We start from the raw sequence: 21,849 nt of genomic DNA, 5'->3' as shown, positions 1-21,849 counted from the left end.
CAGCGAATGTTTTTGTAACTAAAGTGCATCGGCAGTTACAATTTTTTGTAGCGAGCTATAGAAGTCAACCATCTCTATAGATGGTGATGAATGCGGGTGTAAGTGCCAAAATCCGCTGAATGGATGTCAAGGAATCGGCAAGGAGTTCTTAGTGCAAGTGCAAAAGCAGATTCCGGACACAATTATGCCGACGCATAATTAACCGCATGCAAAATTTGTCGCTTTCTAATGGTAAAGCGTGTAGAAATTAAGAGAGAAAAGGAATTAAGATGAATGGAACAAAATCTAAAAACGGAGCATAAACTACAATCTTCCAAGAAGTCCTCACGCCCTTCTATTTTAGCGCAGACAGTAAAAACAGGAATCATTAAATCCAATTTAATTCCTATGTGGGCTGGTTTAACGCTAGGTATGTACAAAAATAAAATGACTTTTGTAGAGAATATACCTGAAATTATTTTCGCAACGATTGGCTCAGCGCTTGTTATTGGTGCTGCTGGAACATTTAATAATGTGTATGACCGAGACATTGATGCTATAATGCCTCGTACGCAAAGTCGACCAACTGTAACTGGTGAAATGTCAGCTAAAACAGCGTTAACTTTAGCTTTTGCCATGCTTATTCTAGGGGCAGCTGTGTTGGCACTTGCTTCTCCATTAGCTGCAGGATTTGGTCTCTTAGGGGTATTTTTATATGTAGTACCTTATACAATGTGGACAAAACGTCGCACGATTTATAATACGGAAATAGGGAGTATAGGAGGAGCGGTTCCAGCTTTAATTGGTTGGGCAGCTGTTTCTTCTGAGATTACACATCCTGCGATACTTGGCCTATTTTTAGTTATGGTTATTTGGCAGATGCCTCATTTCTATGCCATTGCCATTCGTAAGCATGCTGATTACGAAGCAGCCGGCGTTCCAATGCTTCCGGTTGTGAAAGGAATGCGTCGTACTTATTATCAATCGAACTTTTATTTAATCTTATTGATATTATCAAGCTTTTTATTTGGCACTTTAAGTGTTGGTATTATGCTTGTTGCTCTATTGCTAAGCATTGCATGGCTTGTGATGAGTATTTACGGATATCATAGTAATAAAGATCAAATAAAGTGGGCGACAAAAATGTTTGTTTTCTCACTTATCCACATGACAATTTTATTTACAACAGTTATTGTGTACTCTTTAGTAGGTGTTATTTTTAAATTGTATTAAAACTTTTATCTTCATTTTAGCACGAAAAGCCAACAGGTTATTCTACACTTGTTGGCTTTTCCTTTTCCACCGATATTATTTGATGACTTGGCCATTCTAATGCGTGTAACTGACCTCCAAAAACAGCTCCACCATCTATACCGATGATATTATTTTCGCCAAAATAGACACTGTAATCTGTTGGATTATGGTGAAGTCTATAGGTAGGTGTATGGCCAAAGATTACAGTTTTCTCGCCTTGATAACCTACATGAAATTCTTCACGAATCCATAAAAATTGCAAGGGATCTGTTTCTGCCAAAGCTATGCCAGGAACTACACCGCCATGTACAAAAATGGCATCCTCTAATTCGATATAAGTATCAAAGGTTGCGATAAGCTGTAAATGTTCTTCGAGCTTTGGTAAAGACTGAATAAAGCTAGGTAATGTCTCATTTTCAATGACTTCCTTAAAATCTTCTAACTGATAACCATAGCTTGCAAGAGTTGCCTCGCCACCGCAAAGTTCCACCCAATGATTCCACGGCTTAGGATCGCCAGAGCGACAGGCTTTTAGCATAATGGCTTCATGATTTCCTAGTAGAACACGTGCACCTTTTGCCTGTAATTCTCCGACTAAGTTTAAAACGCCACATGATGCAGGCCCACGATCAATATAATCACCAAGTAAAAATAACTGATCTTGCACAGTATCATAATTAGCTTTTAATAATAATTCTTCAAAAAGTTCTAATTCCCCATGTATATCACTAATTGCTAGTATTCGATCCATAAAAGAGCATCCTTTCCAGTATTAGAGAAGTTATTATTAAGTATAGAGAATAGTGTTAGAAATTTCGACTAATGAAACTTTTAACCAAAAGTTTGGTTGTAATGTTATTACGCCATACTATCGGTTTCTAGTTATACTTTATCATATGACGAAGTGATTTCATTTCTGTATTCATTCGTCTAGGTGTTGGAATAACGAAGAGAGAGAATTTGCTATTATATATAGTGGTGTTCTTTTCATATCTTCATTATATAGGAGCTAGAACTAGGAGAGGAGAGAGTGAGAATGCAAGAAAGTAGTACAACAAAACAGGAGATTAATAATGAAGGAAAAGAGCGCCATCACTGGCAGTATTGTGCAGCATTTACAAAGGTTCTTTCCGATCCTAGTACTTCTGCCCATAACGTAGAGGTATTTGGATGTAATGCTTCTACGTTATGTGCGGATACAGTACAATAATTATTCTTGAAAATTTTCCCATGATTGCTTAGCTATTGACTCGTCGAATGTTGATAGTAGTCGATAGTTGTTTGTATCTAAAATTCGAAAATGCTGACTAATGACGTTTTGTTGTAGACGATAACCTTTGTACTCGCTAAGATTTTTCCACCATATGTATCCACCCATCGTCTTTTCCTTAGGATATAATGTTCCGTTATTAGCAATTAAGTCGACAACCTCAAGTGGGTCCCCGCCAAGCTCATGCTGTAAAATTGAGCTTTCTCGGCATAATGCACAAACTGCAATCGTTGTAGTCCAGCCAGTATGAATACGACCTTTTTCAATTTGAACAAGTGTTTTTTTAGAGAGTCCTAGTAAATCACTCATCTGATCCTGTGTTAAATCTTTTTCGGTACGGATTAATTTCAGTTTTTCCGAAATAAGTGTGATTAATTGTTCACGATTCATCCAAACACCCTTTCTTTCAGATAATTAAATACCATTATACATGAAAGTGGTATAAGATGTTTTTTGTTTCGAGGGTGACTATGGTTAAATAACGGGGGAAGTGCTGAATATTTGAAACGTAAAAAACAGTAAAAAACAGACTATCCGCATTCTATTGATTGGACAGTCTGTTAAATATTTAAATCTCGTATTTTTTCGTGTCAGAAATAACGCGGAAATGGATACCTTTAATTTGAGCGCTTACTTTATGACGTAGTGTATCAATATCTACTAGCTTATCATTTTCATTGACACATTCTGCAATCTCTTGTAATAGCTTCGTAAATGCCTCTTTGAAGAGTAAACGCATATTATCAAAATCTAGGCTACGGAAGTTTCCGTCAATATCAAATGCCTCAACAGAATTTAATTGCTTTGAAGCACCAGCAAAACGATCATCGTATACTGTGTAGTTTTCATCTGTTACTACGATAATATATAATACTTCGCCTGTAATTGTTTTTAATTCAATGTTAGTTTTGTGTTTTTTGACGTCGGTAATGATATGAATACCGTCCGAATGATATAGTTTAAACAATTTCATATGTTTTGCCCCCTGAAAATAGAATCATATCCATATATTTATTATATATGGATATGCCTAATAATGGAATAAGAAAAAAGTATTTGGAAAAACTAGAATAGTCCCATTTGAATGATACTATGGAGTTAAAATTGTTATAAACTATTAAGAAAACCATATCAGTCAGAATACGCCTCTAATACAGTAGGCACAATATTGCGAAGGGGACGAACTTCGATGTAATGAATACGATGGCCTTGCTGCTCATAAATACTAAATATATAAGGGGCCAACTCAATATTTTTAGTTGCTTTAATGCCATTATTTACTGTTAAAAACCAACCGCCCAATGTTTCGACTTCATCTGCTTCAAGTGTTACATTTAATAGTTTTTCAACATCTTCAATGAGAATTTTTGCGTTTAAAATATAGTGATTGTCACTTACTTTTCGGATTTCTGCAATTTCATCATCATCAAACTCATCGCGAATCTCACCTACTATTTCTTCTAAAATATCCTCGACTGTTACAAGCCCTGATGTCCCGCCGTATTCATCCATTAAAATAGCCATATGAATTCGCTCTTTTTGCATACGCATAAGTAATGCTTGAATAGGAATCGTTTCAATTACTCGTATAACAGGATTAATGAAATCTTCAAGAATTAATGAATCGTCTGTAAGTTGCTCAAGCAAACAGTGTGTAAACAATTCCTTAACGTTGATAAAGCCTAAAATATTATCACGATCACCATCATAAACAGGATAACGAGTATAATTTTCAGCGGCGATAAAGTGAATCATATTTGTAAAAGATTCATTTTTTTCAATGCCAACAATCTCTGTTCGAGGAACCATAATTTCACGAGCAATACGTTCATCAAATTCAAAGACATTATTCACAAACTTTAGCTCTGTTTTATTGATTTCACCACTTTCAAAGCTTTCAGATAGCAGTAATCGTAATTCTTCCTCAGAATGTGATAACTCATGCTCTGAAGCAGGCTTCATACCAAATAGGCCAATTAATACTCGAGCTGAGCCGTTCAAAAACCAGATAAATGGATACATCACTTTATAAAACAACATAATAGGTTTGGCAAAATGGAGTGTAATCAATTCAGCCTTTTGAATCGCAGCAGTTTTTGGTGCCAACTCCCCGACGACAACATGTAAAAATGTTGCGATGGCAAAAGCACTACCAATTGTAAAAATCGTCATATACTTATCTGAAATGCCTATCAAGTTAAATAGAGGGTGTAGCATAAATTCAAATGTTTTTTCTCCGACCATCCCGATACCAAGCGCTGTTACAGTAATACCAAGTTGACAGGCAGATAAGTACTCGTCTAAATGATTGACAACATACTTTGCAGATACGGCCCTTTTATTGCCCTCCGCAATTAATTGGTCAAGCCTTGATGAACGTACTTTTACAATAGCAAACTCCGTTGCTACGAAAAAGCCAGTTAAAGCTAATAAAATTGTAAAAATTGATAAGTTGAGTATGGTCTCCAAATAGTCGTTCTGTATGAACAGAACGTCACCTCCTAATTATGAATAAGTAAAAGTAAAGATTGCATGAGTGCAATGCTTTCGGGAGAAACATTTTTTTTTATTTTTTCAATATTTTTGTTGTCTTGTTTGTTTATTTGTTCAAGTAAAGAAGTTACATCCTGCTCTAGGTCTTGCATTTTTACACGTAGCATTTGTACATCAATTTCTTCATGCGGAGTGATGTTTAGTTCATGTTGGATATCAATGAGTGAAAGACCTTGCTGTTTGCGTTGCTCGATATAATGAAGTCTTTCGATCATTGCAGAAGCATAGTAGCGATAATTGGATGCAGAACGTTCTGCTTCTAATAAGCCGATGTTTGTATAATAATCGATTGTTCTTTTTGTAATGCCGGTTTTTTCTGCAAGCTCGCCAATTTTTAATCTCTCTGTCCCAATGGAAACACCTCCAAACCATCACGTGATACTTTGATTATAACTTGTTGGTTTTGAAAGTTTCAATTAGGAGAGTCCGATATTTCAAAATTGTAAGATTTTTTTGGGCTTATTTGCTGAAGAACACCGAATAGACTTATAACAGAGATGCGCTTGTACATCTACTGCCGCTGCTCTTTCGCACAAAAAATTCTGAAGTTTCGTTTTCGCTATAAACTAAAAGTGGTTGGAGTGAGGCTGTGCGACTCCTTGGGGTTCGTCGGACTTCCCCCTTGCAAGCACCCAGCCGTAATTCTTTATTTGTTTAAGATTGTTTTCTCAAAGATTATTTTTTTCACTTGCAGGTTAGGTGAAGAAAAATTGGAACATCACACCATTCCGTTCGTCTTACTATAGATTGGATTATTAAGATTAAAAGGGGAGGATAATGTGTTGTATGAATTTAATCGTAGAGTATGAAAAGAATAACAATGTATGCAATAGTATCTATCGCATACATTGTTATTCTTTGCTCAAGTGTTTTTAAATGATTCGATTCTTTTGCACCCTCTTATTCTTCTTTTGTCATTGTACCTTATATATTTTTATTTCCTTCGCCATCTAAAGAACTGCCACCGGGCGAGATTATTTTAGGCGCAGATGTTATATTTATATTTTGGACATCAACAATACAATTTTTTATTATGTGCTTATTAACAGTCGTTTAATATTTATTCCACAGACTATTTAAGAAAAGATATGTAGTAATAGCAACGATCTTTTAGCAAAGAATAAAAAAACAAGCTCATATATTAAAATTTGCTACCGATAATTTAAATAATGTCAATCGTTACAGTGAATATGGAGGTTATTATGAAGAAAGTATTCAAGCTCATCACTATATTGCTCGCGGTAGTCCTTGTTTTTTTTCTTTGCCTACACTTACTTATCGTGTCTCAAGGCAAAAATACTGCGATAGAAAATGCAGATTACCTCATTATTTTAGGTACACGATTATCGGGGGATCAACCGTCTAGTCTGCTGTTCGAGCGCATTACGACTGCAGCTGCATACTTAAAAGAAAACGAACATACAATTGCAATCGCTTCTGGTGGTCAGGGGCAGGACGAAATTGTGTCTGAAGCTTCTGTAATCAAAGAATCATTAATGCAATTAGGTATTGATGAACAACGAATCATCACCGAATCCAATTCTACTCGCACTCTTGAAAATTTTCAGTATTCAATGGATTACATAGACAAAGATTCCACAGTTGTAGTTGTTACAAACCGATTCCATCTATATCGAGCCGAATCCATTGCTGAAGATTTAGGACTTAACGTTACCGGCTTACCAGCTGCAACACCATCAGAATTTCGTATTAAGTACTACTCCAGAGAATATTTAGCTATCGTGAAGTATTATTTAGAAAAAATACATATCCTCACCTAGCATCACAGAATAACAGTCTAGAAAAAGCTGCAACTAGACAATAACACTAACAATTAAACAAACGGGGAGCTTTAGTTAAATTTTCGATTCGCGATATATTAGAACAAAAAGACAGAATTTAATCTAGACGTTTTGTAGATTAAATCTGCCTTTTTTAAAAACAATCTTTGAGGAAACAGCCTTGTTTAAAAGCTACGGAGCTTAATTTTGTAAATATGTATCATATAGGTGATGAAGAGCATCTTCGCCAGACATTTCTAGAATCGTTTCGTCATTAAAAATAAGTGTTACATTTGTGAGAGCGCTATCAATTTTATTGTTGTTAATAGTGCATATAACCTTTACTACACCTGTTTCTGCTAGTTGTTTTTTCTTCGTATCATCCCACGGTTGCTCAGAAAATAGTGGTGCTTTCCAAGTGCCTCTCACATGAAGCTCACTTTTTTCGGCGTCATAATCCCAGCGTACGTCACGTAAAATAGTTTTAAATAGGTCATTAACCGTAAAAGATGTATCTTTATAGTTAATGGCAATTGCTCGTACAGCATGTACATCACGACTAACTGCACTGGCTGCAGTTTCTGCTGCTGAATTTATGCCTGAAACCGCGTCTTTAATTTCTGATAATCGATTACCACAGCCAGTGAGCAACGCGCAAAGACATGTTATACAAGCTACCTTTGTCATCCATCTCACAAGTAGTCCCTCCAGTTTTGTAAGTTGATACTACTATATTAACGAAAAGAAAACCATGAAGAAAGGGCATGGAGGCGGCAGATTGTGACGGTTTTGCAACTATGCGAAGTCCGTTAGAATATTCGAGAAATTGGAAGTTCAAGTATCTGAAAATTCAGTAAAAAACTAAGGGAAGGGAGCGGTTTGTGATGAAGATTAATGATGAATTACTTGAGCGATTAGGAACTTATTTTGTTTACCATGCTGTTTATGAAAATTATGGCATTACCTTTGAAAATTTTGTGGAGCGTTGGTTACGAGGGATACTGGATGTATAAAAGAAGAAGAGTCGTGTTCAATACATGAACACGACTCCATTTGTTTATTTAAAATAATTTGTGATAAAATGGTTGGCTTCTTGCCAGTTATAAACACGTACGACATTGTCTGGAACAGCAAGACGATTATACGGAGTGTCAAATAATACAACCGGTATTTTTAATTCCTCTGCAAGCATAACCGCATTATCATGCTTATCTTCAAAAAATGCATCAACACCATGTTTTTTTGCTACGGAAATTTTATCGTGACTACCGATGAGCTCGATATGATCATACGGAATAGATCGTGATTTAAACCAATTTACCGTAACATCTGATACATTCTCACCACGAGCAGAGATGTAATAAAGTTCGTAGTTTTCTTTCCACGTATTTAAAATATCTTTCGCATCTTTAGCTGCTTCCGAAACTTCATACATAAATGGTTCATTTTCTTTAAACCATGTATTAAATGCTACACGATCAACAGGGTGAGGAAATGCTGATAAAAAATCATATTCGCACACATCGTCGAGTGTAATATTTAGATTGTATTGTTTATTGATATGTGGAATGAGAGTACTAGGACATGTTACTGTTCCATCGATATCAATACCAAAGCGAGGCTTTTTCATACTAGCACCTCCTTAGGCGTTCGCTTTTTCTGCTTCTTCAGCAGCGCGTTTTTCTACCATTTCAGCTGCTAATTTATCGATTTCTTTTTTCAACTCTTCTACCATTGTTTCTTCAGGCACTTTACGAACAGTTTTGCCCTTCATAAATAGTAAACCTTCACCACGAGCACCAGCAATACCGATATCGGCTTCACGTGCTTCACCAGGACCGTTTACCGCACAACCAAGAACAGCAACTTTTAATGGTACATTAAGTTTAGAAATATATTCTTCTACTTCATTGGCAATTGAAATTAAATCAATTTCGATACGACCACAAGTTGGGCAAGAAATAAGTGTTGCCATATTTGAAGCAAGACCGAATGATTTTAATAGCTCGCGTGCTACTTTAACTTCTTCGACAGGGTCTGCAGATAGTGAAATACGTAACGTATTACCAATACCTTTTGATAGGATTGCGCCAAGGCCAGCCGCTGATTTTACTGTACCCGCAAATAATGTACCTGATTCAGTAATTCCTAAATGCAGAGGATAGTCAAAGGCTTTAGCCGCTTTCTCATAGGCCTCAATCGCTAGATTTACGTCTGATGCCTTCATTGATACGATAATATCGTGGAAGTCCAAGTCTTCCAAAATTTTAATATGGTGAAGGGCAGATTCTACCATACCGTCCGCAGTAGGGTAACCATATTTTTCTAAAATATGACGCTCTAATGAACCAGCGTTTACCCCGATACGGATTGGAATACCTTTAGCCTTAGCTGCATTAACAACAGCTTCTACTTTTTCCTTACGCCCAATATTACCTGGGTTAATACGAACTTTATCGATACCATTTTCTATTGCTTTTAATGCTAATTTATAGTCAAAGTGAATATCAGCTACTAATGGAATATTGATACGTTTTTTAATATCTGCTATCGCATCAGCTGCACGTTCATCTGGTACTGCGACGCGAACGATTTGACAGCCTGCTTCCTCAAGACGAAGAATTTCTGCTACTGTTGCTTCGACATCATGTGTTTTTGTTGTACACATACTTTGAATGAATAATTCATTACTACCACCTATTGTTAAATTACCGACACGTACGGGACGTGTATTTGTACGGTGACAAATTTCACTCATTAACTTTCTCTCCTTTTCGGGCCATACTTTCGACCGTCACTGACATTTATTTTAGCAGTGTAAGAAAATAAGGACAAGGAAGAAACGTTAACTTTTCATTTTCCGCATTTGTTTTCAAATTCAAATGACAGAGGAAGCTTAATATTTTCACCAGGAATAAGAGCCTGTAATTGTAAGTGTGGATTTAATTCATAAAATAGTTGTAAGCGTTCAGGGAAGGTCATTGGTACTTTGGTGGGATGAAGTGCAAATAAACTGTGAATGGAATCGCCTTGAATAGTCTGTACAGTAATATAATTTGGCTCTCGCTGCTTCTCACAAAGGGCTTTTTCACTATCTTTCGGATAAATGGTAGCAAGGTGTAATGAACCTTCTGTTAAATCTACTTTCACAACAAAAGCAAAAATAATAATGATAGCTGTTAACACAAAAGCACGCAAAAAATCCCCTCCTTTTCTACACTATATTTAGAAGAGAGGGAATTCATGCACATTATTTTATGTTTGGTTGTTTTGGATATTTTGTGATGGCTACGATTAGTAGAGTTACAGTTAAAAATAAAGAAAAAACAGAGATAATTGTACTGTTAATCGGTAAATAATCTGCTAGCATACTTATTAGAATTGCCCAAGTCATGGCAAATGTCGTAGTACGCCAAATGTGACGGTATTCACCGCGACGTTTCATGACTTTTAAAATCAGTAGACCTGCTAGGGCATAGAGAGCAATTTGTGCAAAAATAAGCATCGTTGTAAAAACAAAAAGCATAATGAATGTCACGGGATACAATACCCATTTAACACCTTCTATGTATTCAGTAATACCATTTAAACTATTCATATCAAATGTATCAACAGACATTCCGGCCGTAAAACGACCAAAAGAGAAAACTGTAACAACAGTAATTAGAAGAAAAGTATATTGAATGACTTTTCCGATAGGTAATAAACGATAGGCAGCAAGTTTTTTTGGATGAATTAAGCTATCGATAAATAGTTGTGAGTGTTTCATAAGCAAATCTCCTCCAATCGCTATTCTACCATGTTCAACTTTGACAAGATATGAAATAAGTAATAATAACTGAGAATACGATGATGAAATGTTAATATTGTGTAAAGAAGTTAAAGGTTTTCTTTACTTTTTCTAAACTATCATTTAAAGATTAGGAATAGGGAAGTAGAGATGTAGGAATTGGAGCGAATACAATTGACAATAGATTGGCAAAGCATACTGTTTCAATTTTTAGGCGGATTAGGAGTCTTTTTATTTTCCATTAAATTCATGGGGGATGGGCTTCAAAAATCAGCAGATGATCGACTGCGTGAATGGTTGAATCGTTTTACAACAAATCCTTTAATGGGTGTGTTAGTGGGCATAATTGTGACGATTTGTATCCAGTCGAGCTCTGCAACGACGGTGATTACGGTTGGGCTAGTGAGTGCAGGTTTTTTAACATTACGTCAAGCAATCGGTGTCATTATGGGGGCAAATATTGGAACGACCATAACCGCATTTATTATTGGTATAAATATCGGCATATATTTTTATCCGTTATTGGCGCTAGGTGCAGGGTTGTTATTTTTCTTTAAGAAAGCGACGTATCAGTATATCGGGCAAATATTGTTTGGCTTCGGGGGATTATTTTTAGGATTAGAGTTAATGAGTGCAAGCATGCAATCACTCCATCAATTAGCGGACCTAGCATCATTAACCCTTCATCTCAAGAATCTGCCCATTGTAGGGATTTTTCTAGGGGCAGTTTTTACATTGCTTGTCCAAAGCTCAACAGCAACTGTCGGTGTGTTACAGGGCTTATATGCTGAGCATTTGATTGGCTTAGATAGTGCTTTACCTATTTTATTCGGTGAGAATATAGGCACGACCATTACAGCAGTATTAGCTTCACTGGGTGCTTCTATATATGCTAAGCGTGCAGCGGCGGCACATGTACTATTTAATATTATAGGAACGATCATTTTCATGGTATTCTTTACACCGTTTATACATTTCGTTCAGTGGATTAGTGGGCTATTCCATTTAGATGCGAAAATGCAAATAGCGCTTGCGCATGGCTCATTTAACATAATTAATATGATGATTCAGCTGCCATTTATCGGAGGGTTGGCTGTACTTGTCACGAAGCTAGTTCCTGGGCATGATGGAAATATTGATGTGACAACGAAGCATTTAGATCCATCATTCATTGATTCCTCTCCGGCGATTGCACTCGGGCAAGCGAAGGAGGAAGTGTTACGTATGGGAGAGCATGCACTGCATGGTTTAGAAGAAACGTTTTTATATATGAAAACGGGTGAAACTGCTCATATTCCTACAGTTTTACAATTAGAAGTAGCGCTCAATCATTTAGACAAGGAAATCACGAATTATTTAGTGATGGTGTCTAAGCAACCACTTTCTCGAGCAGACTCAGTAAGACACCATACACTGCTAACAAATGTACGAGACATCGAACGTATTGGCGATCATTTTGAAAATATTTTAGAGCTTTTACAATATAAAGATCATCATGAGGTAAATTTAAGTAAATCAGCACGACAAGATTTAATAGGCATGTTTAGCTTGGCGATTGAAGCTGTACGAAAGAGCATAGCGGCTCTGGATACAGCCAGTTTGAGTTTGGCGCAGGAAGTTACGGAGCTCGAAAGCTTGATAGATGATATGGAAGATAAACTAAGACAAAAGCATATTGCGCGCTTAAATACGTACGAATGTAATGGAGCGGCGGGAATCGTCTATACGGATATCATTAGCAATTTAGAACGTATAGGAGACCATGCTGTAAATATAGCTGACTCTATTTTAGGAATTAGACATTAAATCAATTGTGCCTTGGCGTCATTGTAGCTGACGCTTTGCTTTCGCTACAGGAAAGATTTGTAGCTGACGTTGCACTTACGATACAAACGAAAATAACTGAAACCAATAGCTTTGTAAATCCGTAAAGTAGGCAATGCACGATAAAAGGAGAGAATTTTCATGGAAGTTGTTGGCTGGATCTTAGTGATTGCCTGCTTTATCATTTCATTTGTTGGATTGGTATACCCGATCATTCCAGGTGTGATTTTTTTAATCGGTGGTTTTTTAGTATACGGTTTATTTTTTTCATTTGCGGAGCTAAGCTGGTTGTTCTGGGCGACTGAAATTATATTTGTTGTCATTTTATTTGTTGCTGATTCTGTAGCCAATGCCTTTGGTATTAAAAAATTTGGTGGTTCAAATGCTGGTATGTGGGGGAGTACCATTGGTTTATTAATTGGTCCGTTCGTCATTCCGGTTGTAGGTATACTAATCGGTCCATTTTTAGGAGCTGTGATTGCAGAATTAGTCGTGGAGCGTCGTACATTCGGAGAAGCTGTGAAAAGCGGTGTTGGCTCTCTTGTTGGCTTCTTAACATCAACACTTGCAAAAGCAGTCATTCAAATCGTTATGATTGTCGTGTTCTTTATAGCGATATAATTTCCTCCGATAGTTAGCTATTTAAATTCTTTCAGCGGGTGTCAAAACATCCGTTGAAAGAATTTAAAAGCCTGATGCGGATGTCACTCCTTTCCAATTCCGGCCGTAATTATGTCGAGGCATAATTGCTAAAACAACAGGGTAGTATAGTAATCGTATTGGCTTTTCAGTCAAAAGGCTGAAATCTTCAATTTGAAGTATTTTTCGTTGAATGGTTTGACCAATTTTGATAATCTAAGAATGTATTAATTATTTCTTTATTTTAGGGAGGAACTTAACAATGGCTTACGAATTACCACAATTAACTTACGCTTATGACGCATTAGAACCACATATCGATGCAAAAACAATGGAAATTCACCATTCTAAACACCACAATACTTATGTAACAAACTTAAACGCAGCAGTAGAAGGCACTGAATTTGCTGAAAAAGACATTAACGATCTTATCGCAAACATTGATGCTCTTCCAGCTGACAAACAAACTGCTGTACGTAACAACGGTGGCGGACATGCTAACCACTCATTATTCTGGGAAGTAATCGCTCCAGGCGGTTCAAAAACTCCAGTTGGCGAAGTTGCAAAAGCAATCGATGCTAAATTCGGTTCTTTGGATGCATTCAAAGAAGAATTTGCAAAAGCTGCTACTACTCGCTTCGGTTCAGGCTGGGCTTGGTTAATCGTTGATGGTGACTCAGTTGCTGTTACATCTACTCCAAACCAAGACTCTCCAGTTATGGAAGGTAAAACTCCAGTCCTAGGCTTAGACGTTTGGGAGCATGCTTACTACTTAAACTACCAAAACCGTCGTCCAGATTACATCGGTGCATTCTGGAACGTAGTAAACTGGGATGTAGTGGAAGCTAAATTCCAAGCTGCAAAATAATTAATTTTTATTAAAAGGCTATGTCAAAGGTGATAAATCACCGAGGCATAGCCTTTTTTGCTGCTTTTTTAATATAAGATGGAGGTGAATGCCCCAACACGCCAGTTGGGCTGAAGGGGAGGGAACGATTGCCGGTACGTTTGGAGTGCTTCAAATTGTGGCTCACCCCACAATAAAAAACTATTTTTCTAGCAATTGTTAAAAAACAGAAACTTTTTATCTTAAAGTGCCGTCAAATAAATGATGTTTTCAATCATTAATTCTCAAGTGCATGCTTTCCTGTTACCTTCGAATGGTATACTAAATATCGTGTATTTAAATTGTAATTAGATGAGGAGGGGAATACATATGCGCAAAGCACCGGGAAAAAATCGCGCGACGAGTGTTAAAGCAAAACATCACTCTAATTTAACATTTCGTATGAATGTCCTTTTCTTTGCTATATTTCTCGTATTTTCAATGCTAATTTTTAGACTTGGCTATATGCAAATTGTAAAAGGGGAAGATTATGTACGCGATTTAGAGCGTAAAGAGGAGGTAGCTGTCAATACAAGTGTGCCAAGGGGACGAATGTATGATCGATACGGGCGTATTTTAGTGGATAACCAACCAGAAAACGCTATTACGTATACAAAAATGTCGACGACAAAAACAAAGGATATGCTAGACATAGCCGAAAAGCTGGCACAATTGATTGAGCAGCCAACGAAACGTGTTACATTACGTGACAAACAAGATTTTTGGATTATAAAAAATAAAAAAGCTGCCTATGCAAAAGTAACAGATAAAGAAAAAAAGAAAATTAGGGCACAAGAAAATGTAACGGAAAGTCAAATCAATGCACAAATAGATAAACTTGTTCGTGAACGAATCACAAACGAAGAATTATTGCAATTGACAGACAAGGACATGGAAGTATTAGCAATCTACCGAGAGATGGTATCAGGCTACAATTTATCACCGCAAATTATTAAGAGTGAAAATGTGTCTGCCGATGAATTTGCACTTGTCTCTGAGCGTTTAACTGAACTACCAGGCGTTAACACAACAACGGACTGGAAGCGTTTGAAATTATCATCACTTGCTATTTTAGGACGTACAACAGTACCAGCAAAAGGAATTCCGAAAGAAAAGCTGAATTATTATTTAGCTCGTGATTATTCACGAAATGACCGTGTTGGTGAAAGTTATATTGAAGCGCAGTATGAAGATTTACTGCAAGGACAAAAATCAGTCGTTAAAAATATTACGAATAGAAAAGGGCAGGTAGTCGATACCGTTACGACTTATGAAGGCGAGCCTGGTAAAGATTTAAAACTTACACTTGATAGTGAGTTACAATTAGAAACGGAAAAAATTGTCAAACGCGAATTACTAAACTTAAAATCAAGAGGGGGTTCATATTTACTTGATCGTGCCTTTTTAGTCATGATGGACCCAAATACAGGCGATATTTTAGCAAATGTTGGTATGAAGATTGAGAAAAATCCTGAAACAGGGAAAAATGAAGTCGTTGATTATTCGTATGGAACCTTTACAACAGCTTATGAGTCTGGCTCTGCAGTTAAGGCAGCAACTGTTCTTACCGGTTATAATCATGGGGTTATTTCAATGGGTACTTATCAGGGAGATGAACCTATCGTATTAGCTGGGACAAATCCAAAAGCGTCAATTTTTAACCGAAGTGGATATATTTCGATGAATGACTTAACAGCTCTAGAACGTTCGTCAAATGTTTATATGTTTAAAATTGCTATGCTTATGAATGGAACACCGTATAGCTATAAGATGCCACTTCGCTTAAAGGATGATACATTCCCGAAAATGCGTAATAATTTTGCGCAATTTGGCTTAGGTGTAAAAACAGGTATTGACTTGCCGAATGAATTTAGTGGTGTACAGGGGCCATCTGGTCCAACGATGGGTGGTAAAACACTCGACTTGGCAATTGGACAGTATGATACGTATACACCTTTACAATTGGTACAATATATCTCGACAATCGCAAATGGCGGTTATCGTATTCAGCCACATATTGTGAAAGAGGTACGTGAGCCATCAAATGATGGGCAACAGTTAGGTCAATTAGTGACTGAAATAGGACCAACAATTTTAAATCGTATCGATAATCCTGTAGAAGAAATTGATTATGTGAAAAAAGGGTTACGCCTAGTTTATACAGGTTCGCAAGGTACTGCGCGAGCTCAATTTGCAAATACTCCATATACTGCGGCAGGGAAAACAGGAACAGCTGAGGTAGTGTATTTCGGACCGTTAAAAGAGTATTATGGCACGGAGACACTTACTTTTACACATGTTGGTTTTGCGCCTTATGAAAATCCTGAAATTGCCTATGCTGTCGTCATTCCTTGGGCGACAACAGGGCGTGAGCATTTGCCGAATAATAACATTATCGCTCGCGATGCTTTAGACAAATATTTTGAGTTAAAAGCAAAATATAAAGCTGAAAAAGTGACTGATAGTAATGTAAAACAACCAATTTTACCAGCTATTTCAAAAGACAAAATTGGTGAAGATGAGCAAAAATAAGAGAAATCGCTAGTGCATTTACATGCCTAGCGGTTTTTTTGTATCTTTTGAAAACCCCTTGCTATGCGAGGGGTTCCAAATGGATAATAAAAGTTTAGTAAACGTGTGTCAGTTTAACAAAACTGTCGATTGGTAAAAGGGGATATTTTTGTTACATACAATGTTAACAAAAGCTAATATTTATTTAGAATGGAAACTGAAAAATGGTTATGAAAACTTCTGTATACAGATACCTAATACCTAAAGATACATAGTTAAGATTATCGTTCTTACATGTATCGTTTATGTTTTTACTATATTTTAAATAATTGATAATGGAATTAGAAACTTTTCAATTTAAAGTGCCGTCAAATAAATGATGTTTTCAATCATTAATTCTCAAGTGCATGCTTTCCTGTCGTACCTTCGAATGGTATACTAAATATCGTGTATTTAAATTGTAATTAGATGAGGAGGGGAATACATATGCGCAAAGCACCGGGAAAAAATCGCGCGACGAGTGTTAAAGCAAAACATCACTCTAATTTAACATTTCGTATGAATGTCCTTTTCTTTGCTATATTTCTCGTATTTTCAATGTTAATTTTTAGACTTGGCTATATGCAAATTGTAAAAGGGGAAGATTATGTACGCGATTTAGAGCGTAAAGAGGAGGTAGCTGTCAATACAAGTGTGCCAAGGGGACGAATGTATGATCGATACGGGCGTATTTTAGTGGATAACCAACCAGAAAACGCTATTACGTATACAAAAATGTCGACGACAAAAACAAAGGACATGGTAGACATAGCCGAAAAGCTGGCACAATTGATTGAGCAGCCAACGAAACGTGTTACATTACGTGACAAACAAGATTTTTGGATGATAAAAAATCATGACGCTGCCTATGCAAAAGTAACAGATAAAGAAAAAAAGAAAATTAGGGCACAGGAAAATGTAACGGAAAGTCAAATCAATGCACAAATAGATAAACTTGTTCGTGAACGAATTACAAACGAAGAATTATTACAATTGACAGATAAGGACTTAGAAGTACTAGCAATCTATCGAGAGATGGCATCAGGATACAATTTATCACCGCAAATTATTAAGAGTGAAAATGTATCTGCCGATGAATTTGCGCGTGTCTCTGAGCGTTTGACTCAATTACCGGGCGTTAACACAACAACTGACTGGAAGCGTTTGAAATTATCTTCACTCGCTATTTTAGGACGCACAACAGTACCAGCAAAAGGGATTCCAAAAGAAAAGCTGAATTATTATTTAGCTCGTGATTATTCACGAAATGACCGCGTTGGTGAAAGTTATATTGAAGCGCAATATGAAGATTTACTGCAAGGGCAAAAATCAGTTGTTAAAAATATTACGAATAAAAAAGGGCAGGTAGTCGATACCATTACAACTTATGAAGGCGAGCCTGGTAAAGATTTAGTCTTAACACTAGATAGCGAGTTAACGGCTGCAACTGAAAAAATTGTTGAGGAAGAGTTGCTAAAATTAAAATCACAGGGGGGTTCCCGTTTACTTGATCGTGCCTTTTTAGTAATGATGGACCCAAATACAGGTGATATTTTATCAATGGTTGGTAAGAAAATCGAAAAAAATCCTGAAACAGGGAAAAATGAAGTCGTCGATTTTTCTTATGGAACCTTCACAACAGCTTATGAGTCTGGATCAGCAGTTAAAGCAGCAACATTACTAACTGGGTATAAATTGGGAGTCATTCAGCCAAGTACTATATTTGGGGATGAACCGATTCAATTACTGAATACTAAAAAGAAATCTTCTATTTTTAACCGTAGTGGCTATATTACAATGGATGGTTTAAGAGCATTGGAGCAATCTTCTAACGTTTATATGTTTAAAACAGCTTTGCTTATTAATGGAACACCATATAGCTATGGGATGCCACTTCGATTAAAAGACGATACATTCCCTAAAATGCGTAATTCTTATGCACAATTCGGGTTAGGTGTAAATACAGGGATTGATTTACCAAATGAATTTAATGGGGTACAAGGTCCGACTGGTCCAACCTATGGGGGTAAAGCACTCGACTTAGCGATTGGGCAGTATGATACGTATACACCGTTACAATTGGCGCAATATATCTCGACAATCGCAAATGGTGGCTATCGCATTCAGCCACATGTTGTGAAAGAGGTACATGAGCCATCAAAAGATGGGCAATCGCTAGGCCAATTAGTAACAGAAATAGGACCAACAATTTTAAATCATATTGAGAATTCATCAGATGAAATTAACTATGTAAAACAAGGGCTACGACGTGTTTATACGGGCGCAAATGGTACAGCAAAAAGACAATTTGCAAATGCACCGTATACAGCAGCGGGGAAAACGGGGACAGCAGAGGTAGTTTATTATGGACCATTACGTGATTATTATGGTACAAGTACGATTAACTTAACACATGTTGGCTTTGCACCGTTTGATAATCCTGAAATTGCCTACGCAGTTGTTATTCCATGGGCAACGACCTACACGACTCAGCATTTATCAAATAATAATGAGATAGCTCGTCGTGCTGTCGATAAATATTTTGAGTTAAAAGCAAAATATAACACTGAAAAAGTGACTGATAGTAATGTAAAACAACCAATTTTACCGGCTATTTCAAAAGACAAGATTGGTGAAGATGAGCAAAAATAAGAGAAACCGCTAGTGCATTTACATGCCTAGCGGTTTTTTTACAGTTTTAGAGTATTATTGACTACCCGCGAAAAAAACACGGTATGAAAGACCACCATTTTCATACCGTGTTTTATTTATTTTTATATAAAAGGCTTATTGTACAGATAATTGTTGAATAGCTAATTCAAATTGTTGTTTCGGCTTTAATCCATAAAGCTCTATATTATTACAGAAATAAGTCTCTACCATAAAATCAACAGCTTCCTGTAGAGTATATTCACGATGTTCCATAATAAGTGTTAAATACGTTTTAAAGTAATCGGTATTTTGTACTTTTGTATGTTTAATCACAAAGTCAAACTCCTCTTAGATTATTTCCTGACACAATTGCTTATTATAGCATCTTTCCAAAAGGAAGCAAGTTTATCTGATGATTAAAGGAAAACGGCTATCTGACCTGCATCGGTAAAAACGCCATGGCGTGGGGCATTATCGAAATGGCCTAGGCACAATTCAAAATCTGGACGCATTGTTAACTTGGCAACAGCTACAATTGTAAATGCATATTTACAATCATTTACAAAGCATTACATTCCTTTACGTCTCTTTTACGAACTGTTTATACGACTTCAACATTTAGTCATTATAGTAAAGATTGTAAGACAAATAACTATAAAAATGTTAGTGACGGAGGCAAATGAGATGAAAAAGTGGAAGTACTTAACGATGACAGCGGTAATGGGGTCAGCATTAATGCTTGGGGCGTGTGGTAATGACTCTGCACAAAATGGTAACAATGCAGAAACAAACGCACCAGCGAGCTCAGGACAAGACGCTGCAGACAAAAAACTGCAAGGGGCTGTAGCTGGGGATGGTTCATCAACAGTCGCACCAATTATTGAAGCAGTTGTTGAAGAATATGCAGGGACTCAACCGAATGTCAAAGTATCGGTAGGTGTTTCTGGTACTGGTGGTGGCTTTGAAAAATTCATCGCAGGTGAGACAGACTTTTCAAATGCATCTCGTCATGTAAAGGATGAAGAGAAAGCAAAACTAGAGAAAGCAGGAATTGCTTTTACAGAGCTTCCTTTAGCATATGATGGCATATCAATTGTCGTGAATCCTGAAAATGATTGGGCGAAGGATTTAACTGTTGAGCAATTAAAGAAAATCTGGGTGGAAGATGGTAAAGCTAAAAAATGGTCTGATATAGATCCATCTTGGCCAGATGAAAAGATCGTGTACTATTCACCAGGCACTGATTCAGGAACGTACGATTACTTTGATGAAACGATTTTAGACGGTGCTGATCTAGCAAAATCAGCAACATTATCAGAGGATGATAACATGCTAGTTCAAGGTGTAGCGGGTGACAAAAACGCAATCGGCTTCTTTGGCTACGCTTATTACCTAGAAAATAAAGATAAATTAGGGCTTATAAAAGTAAATGGCGTCGAGCCAACAAATAAAACAATTGAATCTGGTGAATACGCACCGCTTTCACGACCACTATTTGTATATGTGAAAAATAGTGCTATGAAAGAAAGCGAAGCGGCATATGACTTTATCAGATATACACTTGAACACGCAGGAGATATGGCAGAAGCAGTAGGTTATGTCAGTCTACCAGAAGATAAATATAGTGAGGCTTTAAAAACTTTAGAAGGCTTAAAATAAGTAGACATGCATAGAGGGAAAGAGATGTATGCTCTTTCCCTCTCTTATTTGAAAGGAGCACCCAATGGTTTCTCAAAAAGAAAACAAGACATCATCTGTGCAGCAATTAATTGCAAATTCGCGCAATAAAAAAACAAAGAAAATAGTGGAAAAAGCAATGCCAGCCCTATTATTTTCTGCGGCACTTATCTCTATATTGACGACATTTGGCATTGTTTTCACCCTTATTTTTGAAACGTTTGAATTCTTTAAACGTGTTTCGATTACGGATTTCCTATTTGGTACACAGTGGCTACCGTTTTCAGGGAAGGAACCATTATTTGGGGTTTTACCTTTAATAGCTGGAACATTGAAAGTCACACTTATTGCAGTTGTTGTAGCAGTACCATTTGGCATTGCTTCTGCAATCTATTTAAGTGAATATGCAAGCGAAAAAGTAAGACGTACGGTTAAGCCTATTTTAGAGGTGTTAGCAGGTGTACCAACGATTGTTTATGGCTTTTTTGCATTAACATTTGTAACGCCGATGTTACAGCAAATCATTCCAGGGCTGAAACTTTTTAATGCACTTAGTCCGGGGATTGTTGTAGGCATTATGATTCTACCAATGATAACGTCACTTTCTGAGGATGCGATGTCATCTGTCCCGAACAGTATGCGTGAAGGAGCGCTAGCTCTTGGAGCAACAAAGTTTGAAGTAGCTATAAAAGTAGTATTACCAGCTGCATTATCAGGCATTATTGCTTCAGTTGTCCTCGCTATTTCCCGGGCAATTGGTGAAACGATGATCGTATCACTTGCGGGTGGATCTACACCTAAATTCGATTTAGATGTGACAGACTCGATTCAAACGATGACTGCGTATATAGTACAAGTTGCAACAGGTGATGCTGGCTATGGTACGACAATTTATTATTCGATTTATTCAGTAGGATTCACATTATTTATCTTTACTTTAGTGATGAATTTACTTGCTCAATATATTTCGAAACGTTTTAGGGAGGTTTACTAG

The 21,849-nt window shown here is 36.9% G+C and carries 22 protein-coding genes; 11 read left to right on the top strand and 11 right to left on the bottom strand.

Annotated elements, in window-relative coordinates:
• Positions 1-273: 273 nt before the first annotated feature.
• Complete coding sequence (cyoE, locus tag ACIPKN_RS12225; protein WP_400936343.1) at positions 274-1,212, top strand: heme o synthase; 939 nt, start codon at positions 274-276, stop codon at positions 1,210-1,212.
• Between the two features lie 37 nt (positions 1,213-1,249).
• On the opposite strand, the gene ACIPKN_RS12220 is transcribed toward cyoE, so the two are convergent.
• On the bottom strand, positions 1,250-1,984 hold the full coding sequence (locus tag ACIPKN_RS12220) for a metallophosphoesterase (RefSeq protein WP_400936341.1): 735 nt from the start codon (positions 1,982-1,984) through the stop codon (positions 1,250-1,252).
• A gap of 285 nt (positions 1,985-2,269) precedes the next feature.
• Between ACIPKN_RS12220 and ACIPKN_RS12215 the strand changes: the two genes are divergently transcribed.
• Positions 2,270-2,443, top strand: a complete 174-nt coding sequence (locus ACIPKN_RS12215) for a hypothetical protein (protein ID WP_400936339.1) — start codon at positions 2,270-2,272, stop codon at positions 2,441-2,443.
• Here ACIPKN_RS12215 and ACIPKN_RS12210 read toward each other — a convergent pair whose 3' ends face one another.
• The 4 genes from ACIPKN_RS12210 to ACIPKN_RS12195 form a co-directional block, all read right to left on the bottom strand.
• Positions 2,444-2,893, bottom strand: coding sequence for a helix-turn-helix transcriptional regulator (locus tag ACIPKN_RS12210; protein ID WP_400936337.1), 450 nt, complete (start codon positions 2,891-2,893; stop codon positions 2,444-2,446).
• A gap of 178 nt (positions 2,894-3,071) precedes the next feature.
• Positions 3,072-3,476: a hypothetical protein gene (locus tag ACIPKN_RS12205; RefSeq protein ID WP_400936335.1), complete on the bottom strand. Its 405-nt coding sequence runs from the start codon at positions 3,474-3,476 to the stop codon at positions 3,072-3,074.
• Positions 3,477-3,634: 158 nt separating this feature from the next.
• Positions 3,635-4,972, bottom strand: coding sequence for a hemolysin family protein (locus ACIPKN_RS12200; protein ID WP_400936333.1), 1,338 nt, complete (start codon positions 4,970-4,972; stop codon positions 3,635-3,637).
• A gap of 32 nt (positions 4,973-5,004) precedes the next feature.
• Positions 5,005-5,388 (bottom strand): MerR family transcriptional regulator, encoded by a 384-nt coding sequence (locus tag ACIPKN_RS12195; RefSeq protein WP_400936506.1) that lies wholly within the window; start codon positions 5,386-5,388, stop codon positions 5,005-5,007.
• Positions 5,389-6,225: 837 nt separating this feature from the next.
• On the opposite strand from ACIPKN_RS12195, the gene ACIPKN_RS12190 reads away from it, so the two are divergent.
• On the top strand, positions 6,226-6,837 hold the full coding sequence (locus tag ACIPKN_RS12190) for a YdcF family protein (protein WP_400936331.1): 612 nt from the start codon (positions 6,226-6,228) through the stop codon (positions 6,835-6,837).
• A 201-nt stretch (positions 6,838-7,038) separates the two neighbouring features.
• Here ACIPKN_RS12190 and ACIPKN_RS12185 read toward each other — a convergent pair whose 3' ends face one another.
• The gene (locus tag ACIPKN_RS12185) at positions 7,039-7,524 is read right to left on the bottom strand and encodes a hypothetical protein (RefSeq protein ID WP_400936504.1); all 486 of its coding nucleotides are present in this window, start codon (positions 7,522-7,524) and stop codon (positions 7,039-7,041) included.
• A gap of 197 nt (positions 7,525-7,721) precedes the next feature.
• Between ACIPKN_RS12185 and ACIPKN_RS12180 the strand changes: the two genes are divergently transcribed.
• Entirely contained in the window at positions 7,722-7,850 is a 129-nt protein-coding gene (locus tag ACIPKN_RS12180; RefSeq protein WP_256469430.1) for a hypothetical protein, read from the top strand.
• A 44-nt stretch (positions 7,851-7,894) separates the two neighbouring features.
• Here ACIPKN_RS12180 and ACIPKN_RS12175 read toward each other — a convergent pair whose 3' ends face one another.
• The 4 genes from ACIPKN_RS12175 to ACIPKN_RS12160 all read right to left on the bottom strand — a co-directional run bounded on the left by ACIPKN_RS12175 (position 7,895) and on the right by ACIPKN_RS12160 (position 10,606).
• Positions 7,895-8,467, bottom strand: a complete 573-nt coding sequence (locus ACIPKN_RS12175) for a 5' nucleotidase, NT5C type (RefSeq protein WP_142509805.1) — start codon at positions 8,465-8,467, stop codon at positions 7,895-7,897.
• Positions 8,468-8,479: 12 nt separating this feature from the next.
• Entirely contained in the window at positions 8,480-9,595 is a 1,116-nt protein-coding gene (ispG, locus tag ACIPKN_RS12170) for a flavodoxin-dependent (E)-4-hydroxy-3-methylbut-2-enyl-diphosphate synthase (protein WP_142509804.1), read from the bottom strand.
• 95 nt (positions 9,596-9,690) lie between these two features.
• Positions 9,691-10,035 carry a hypothetical protein gene (locus tag ACIPKN_RS12165; protein WP_400936328.1) on the bottom strand — a complete coding sequence of 115 codons (345 nt, stop codon included), beginning with the start codon at positions 10,033-10,035 and terminating at the stop codon, positions 9,691-9,693.
• 52 nt (positions 10,036-10,087) lie between these two features.
• Positions 10,088-10,606, bottom strand: a complete 519-nt coding sequence (locus ACIPKN_RS12160; RefSeq protein WP_142509802.1) for a DUF1189 family protein — start codon at positions 10,604-10,606, stop codon at positions 10,088-10,090.
• 195 nt (positions 10,607-10,801) lie between these two features.
• Between ACIPKN_RS12160 and ACIPKN_RS12155 the strand changes: the two genes are divergently transcribed.
• The 5 genes from ACIPKN_RS12155 to ACIPKN_RS12135 all read left to right on the top strand — a co-directional run bounded on the left by ACIPKN_RS12155 (position 10,802) and on the right by ACIPKN_RS12135 (position 19,178).
• A complete protein-coding gene (locus ACIPKN_RS12155; RefSeq protein ID WP_142509801.1) occupies positions 10,802-12,433 on the top strand; it encodes a Na/Pi cotransporter family protein in 1,632 nt (543 codons plus the stop codon).
• 159 nt (positions 12,434-12,592) lie between these two features.
• Positions 12,593-13,072: a DUF456 domain-containing protein gene (locus tag ACIPKN_RS12150; RefSeq protein ID WP_400936325.1), complete on the top strand. Its 480-nt coding sequence runs from the start codon at positions 12,593-12,595 to the stop codon at positions 13,070-13,072.
• Positions 13,073-13,352: 280 nt separating this feature from the next.
• Positions 13,353-13,958, top strand: a complete 606-nt coding sequence (locus ACIPKN_RS12145; RefSeq protein WP_400936323.1) for a superoxide dismutase — start codon at positions 13,353-13,355, stop codon at positions 13,956-13,958.
• A 348-nt stretch (positions 13,959-14,306) separates the two neighbouring features.
• On the top strand, positions 14,307-16,508 hold the full coding sequence (locus ACIPKN_RS12140) for a peptidoglycan D,D-transpeptidase FtsI family protein (RefSeq protein WP_400936321.1): 2,202 nt from the start codon (positions 14,307-14,309) through the stop codon (positions 16,506-16,508).
• A gap of 465 nt (positions 16,509-16,973) precedes the next feature.
• Positions 16,974-19,178, top strand: coding sequence for a peptidoglycan D,D-transpeptidase FtsI family protein (locus tag ACIPKN_RS12135; protein ID WP_400936319.1), 2,205 nt, complete (start codon positions 16,974-16,976; stop codon positions 19,176-19,178).
• A 135-nt stretch (positions 19,179-19,313) separates the two neighbouring features.
• Here the strand turns inward: ACIPKN_RS12135 and ACIPKN_RS12130 are convergent, their stop codons facing one another.
• The gene (locus tag ACIPKN_RS12130) at positions 19,314-19,511 is read right to left on the bottom strand and encodes a hypothetical protein (RefSeq protein WP_248716499.1); all 198 of its coding nucleotides are present in this window, start codon (positions 19,509-19,511) and stop codon (positions 19,314-19,316) included.
• Between the two features lie 351 nt (positions 19,512-19,862).
• Here ACIPKN_RS12130 and ACIPKN_RS12125 point away from each other — a divergent pair, with 351 nt between their 5' ends.
• Positions 19,863-20,837, top strand: a complete 975-nt coding sequence (locus ACIPKN_RS12125; protein WP_400936502.1) for a PstS family phosphate ABC transporter substrate-binding protein — start codon at positions 19,863-19,865, stop codon at positions 20,835-20,837.
• A 64-nt stretch (positions 20,838-20,901) separates the two neighbouring features.
• Positions 20,902-21,849, top strand: a complete 948-nt coding sequence (gene pstC, locus ACIPKN_RS12120; RefSeq protein WP_400936317.1) for a phosphate ABC transporter permease subunit PstC — start codon at positions 20,902-20,904, stop codon at positions 21,847-21,849.

It is taken from the genome of Lysinibacillus sp. NPDC086135 (assembly GCF_044746345.1).
Lineage (GTDB): Bacteria > Bacillota > Bacilli > Bacillales_A > Planococcaceae > Lysinibacillus.
Note: the sequence above shows the minus strand (reverse complement) of the source record. Positions and strands in the feature narration are given on the sequence as shown.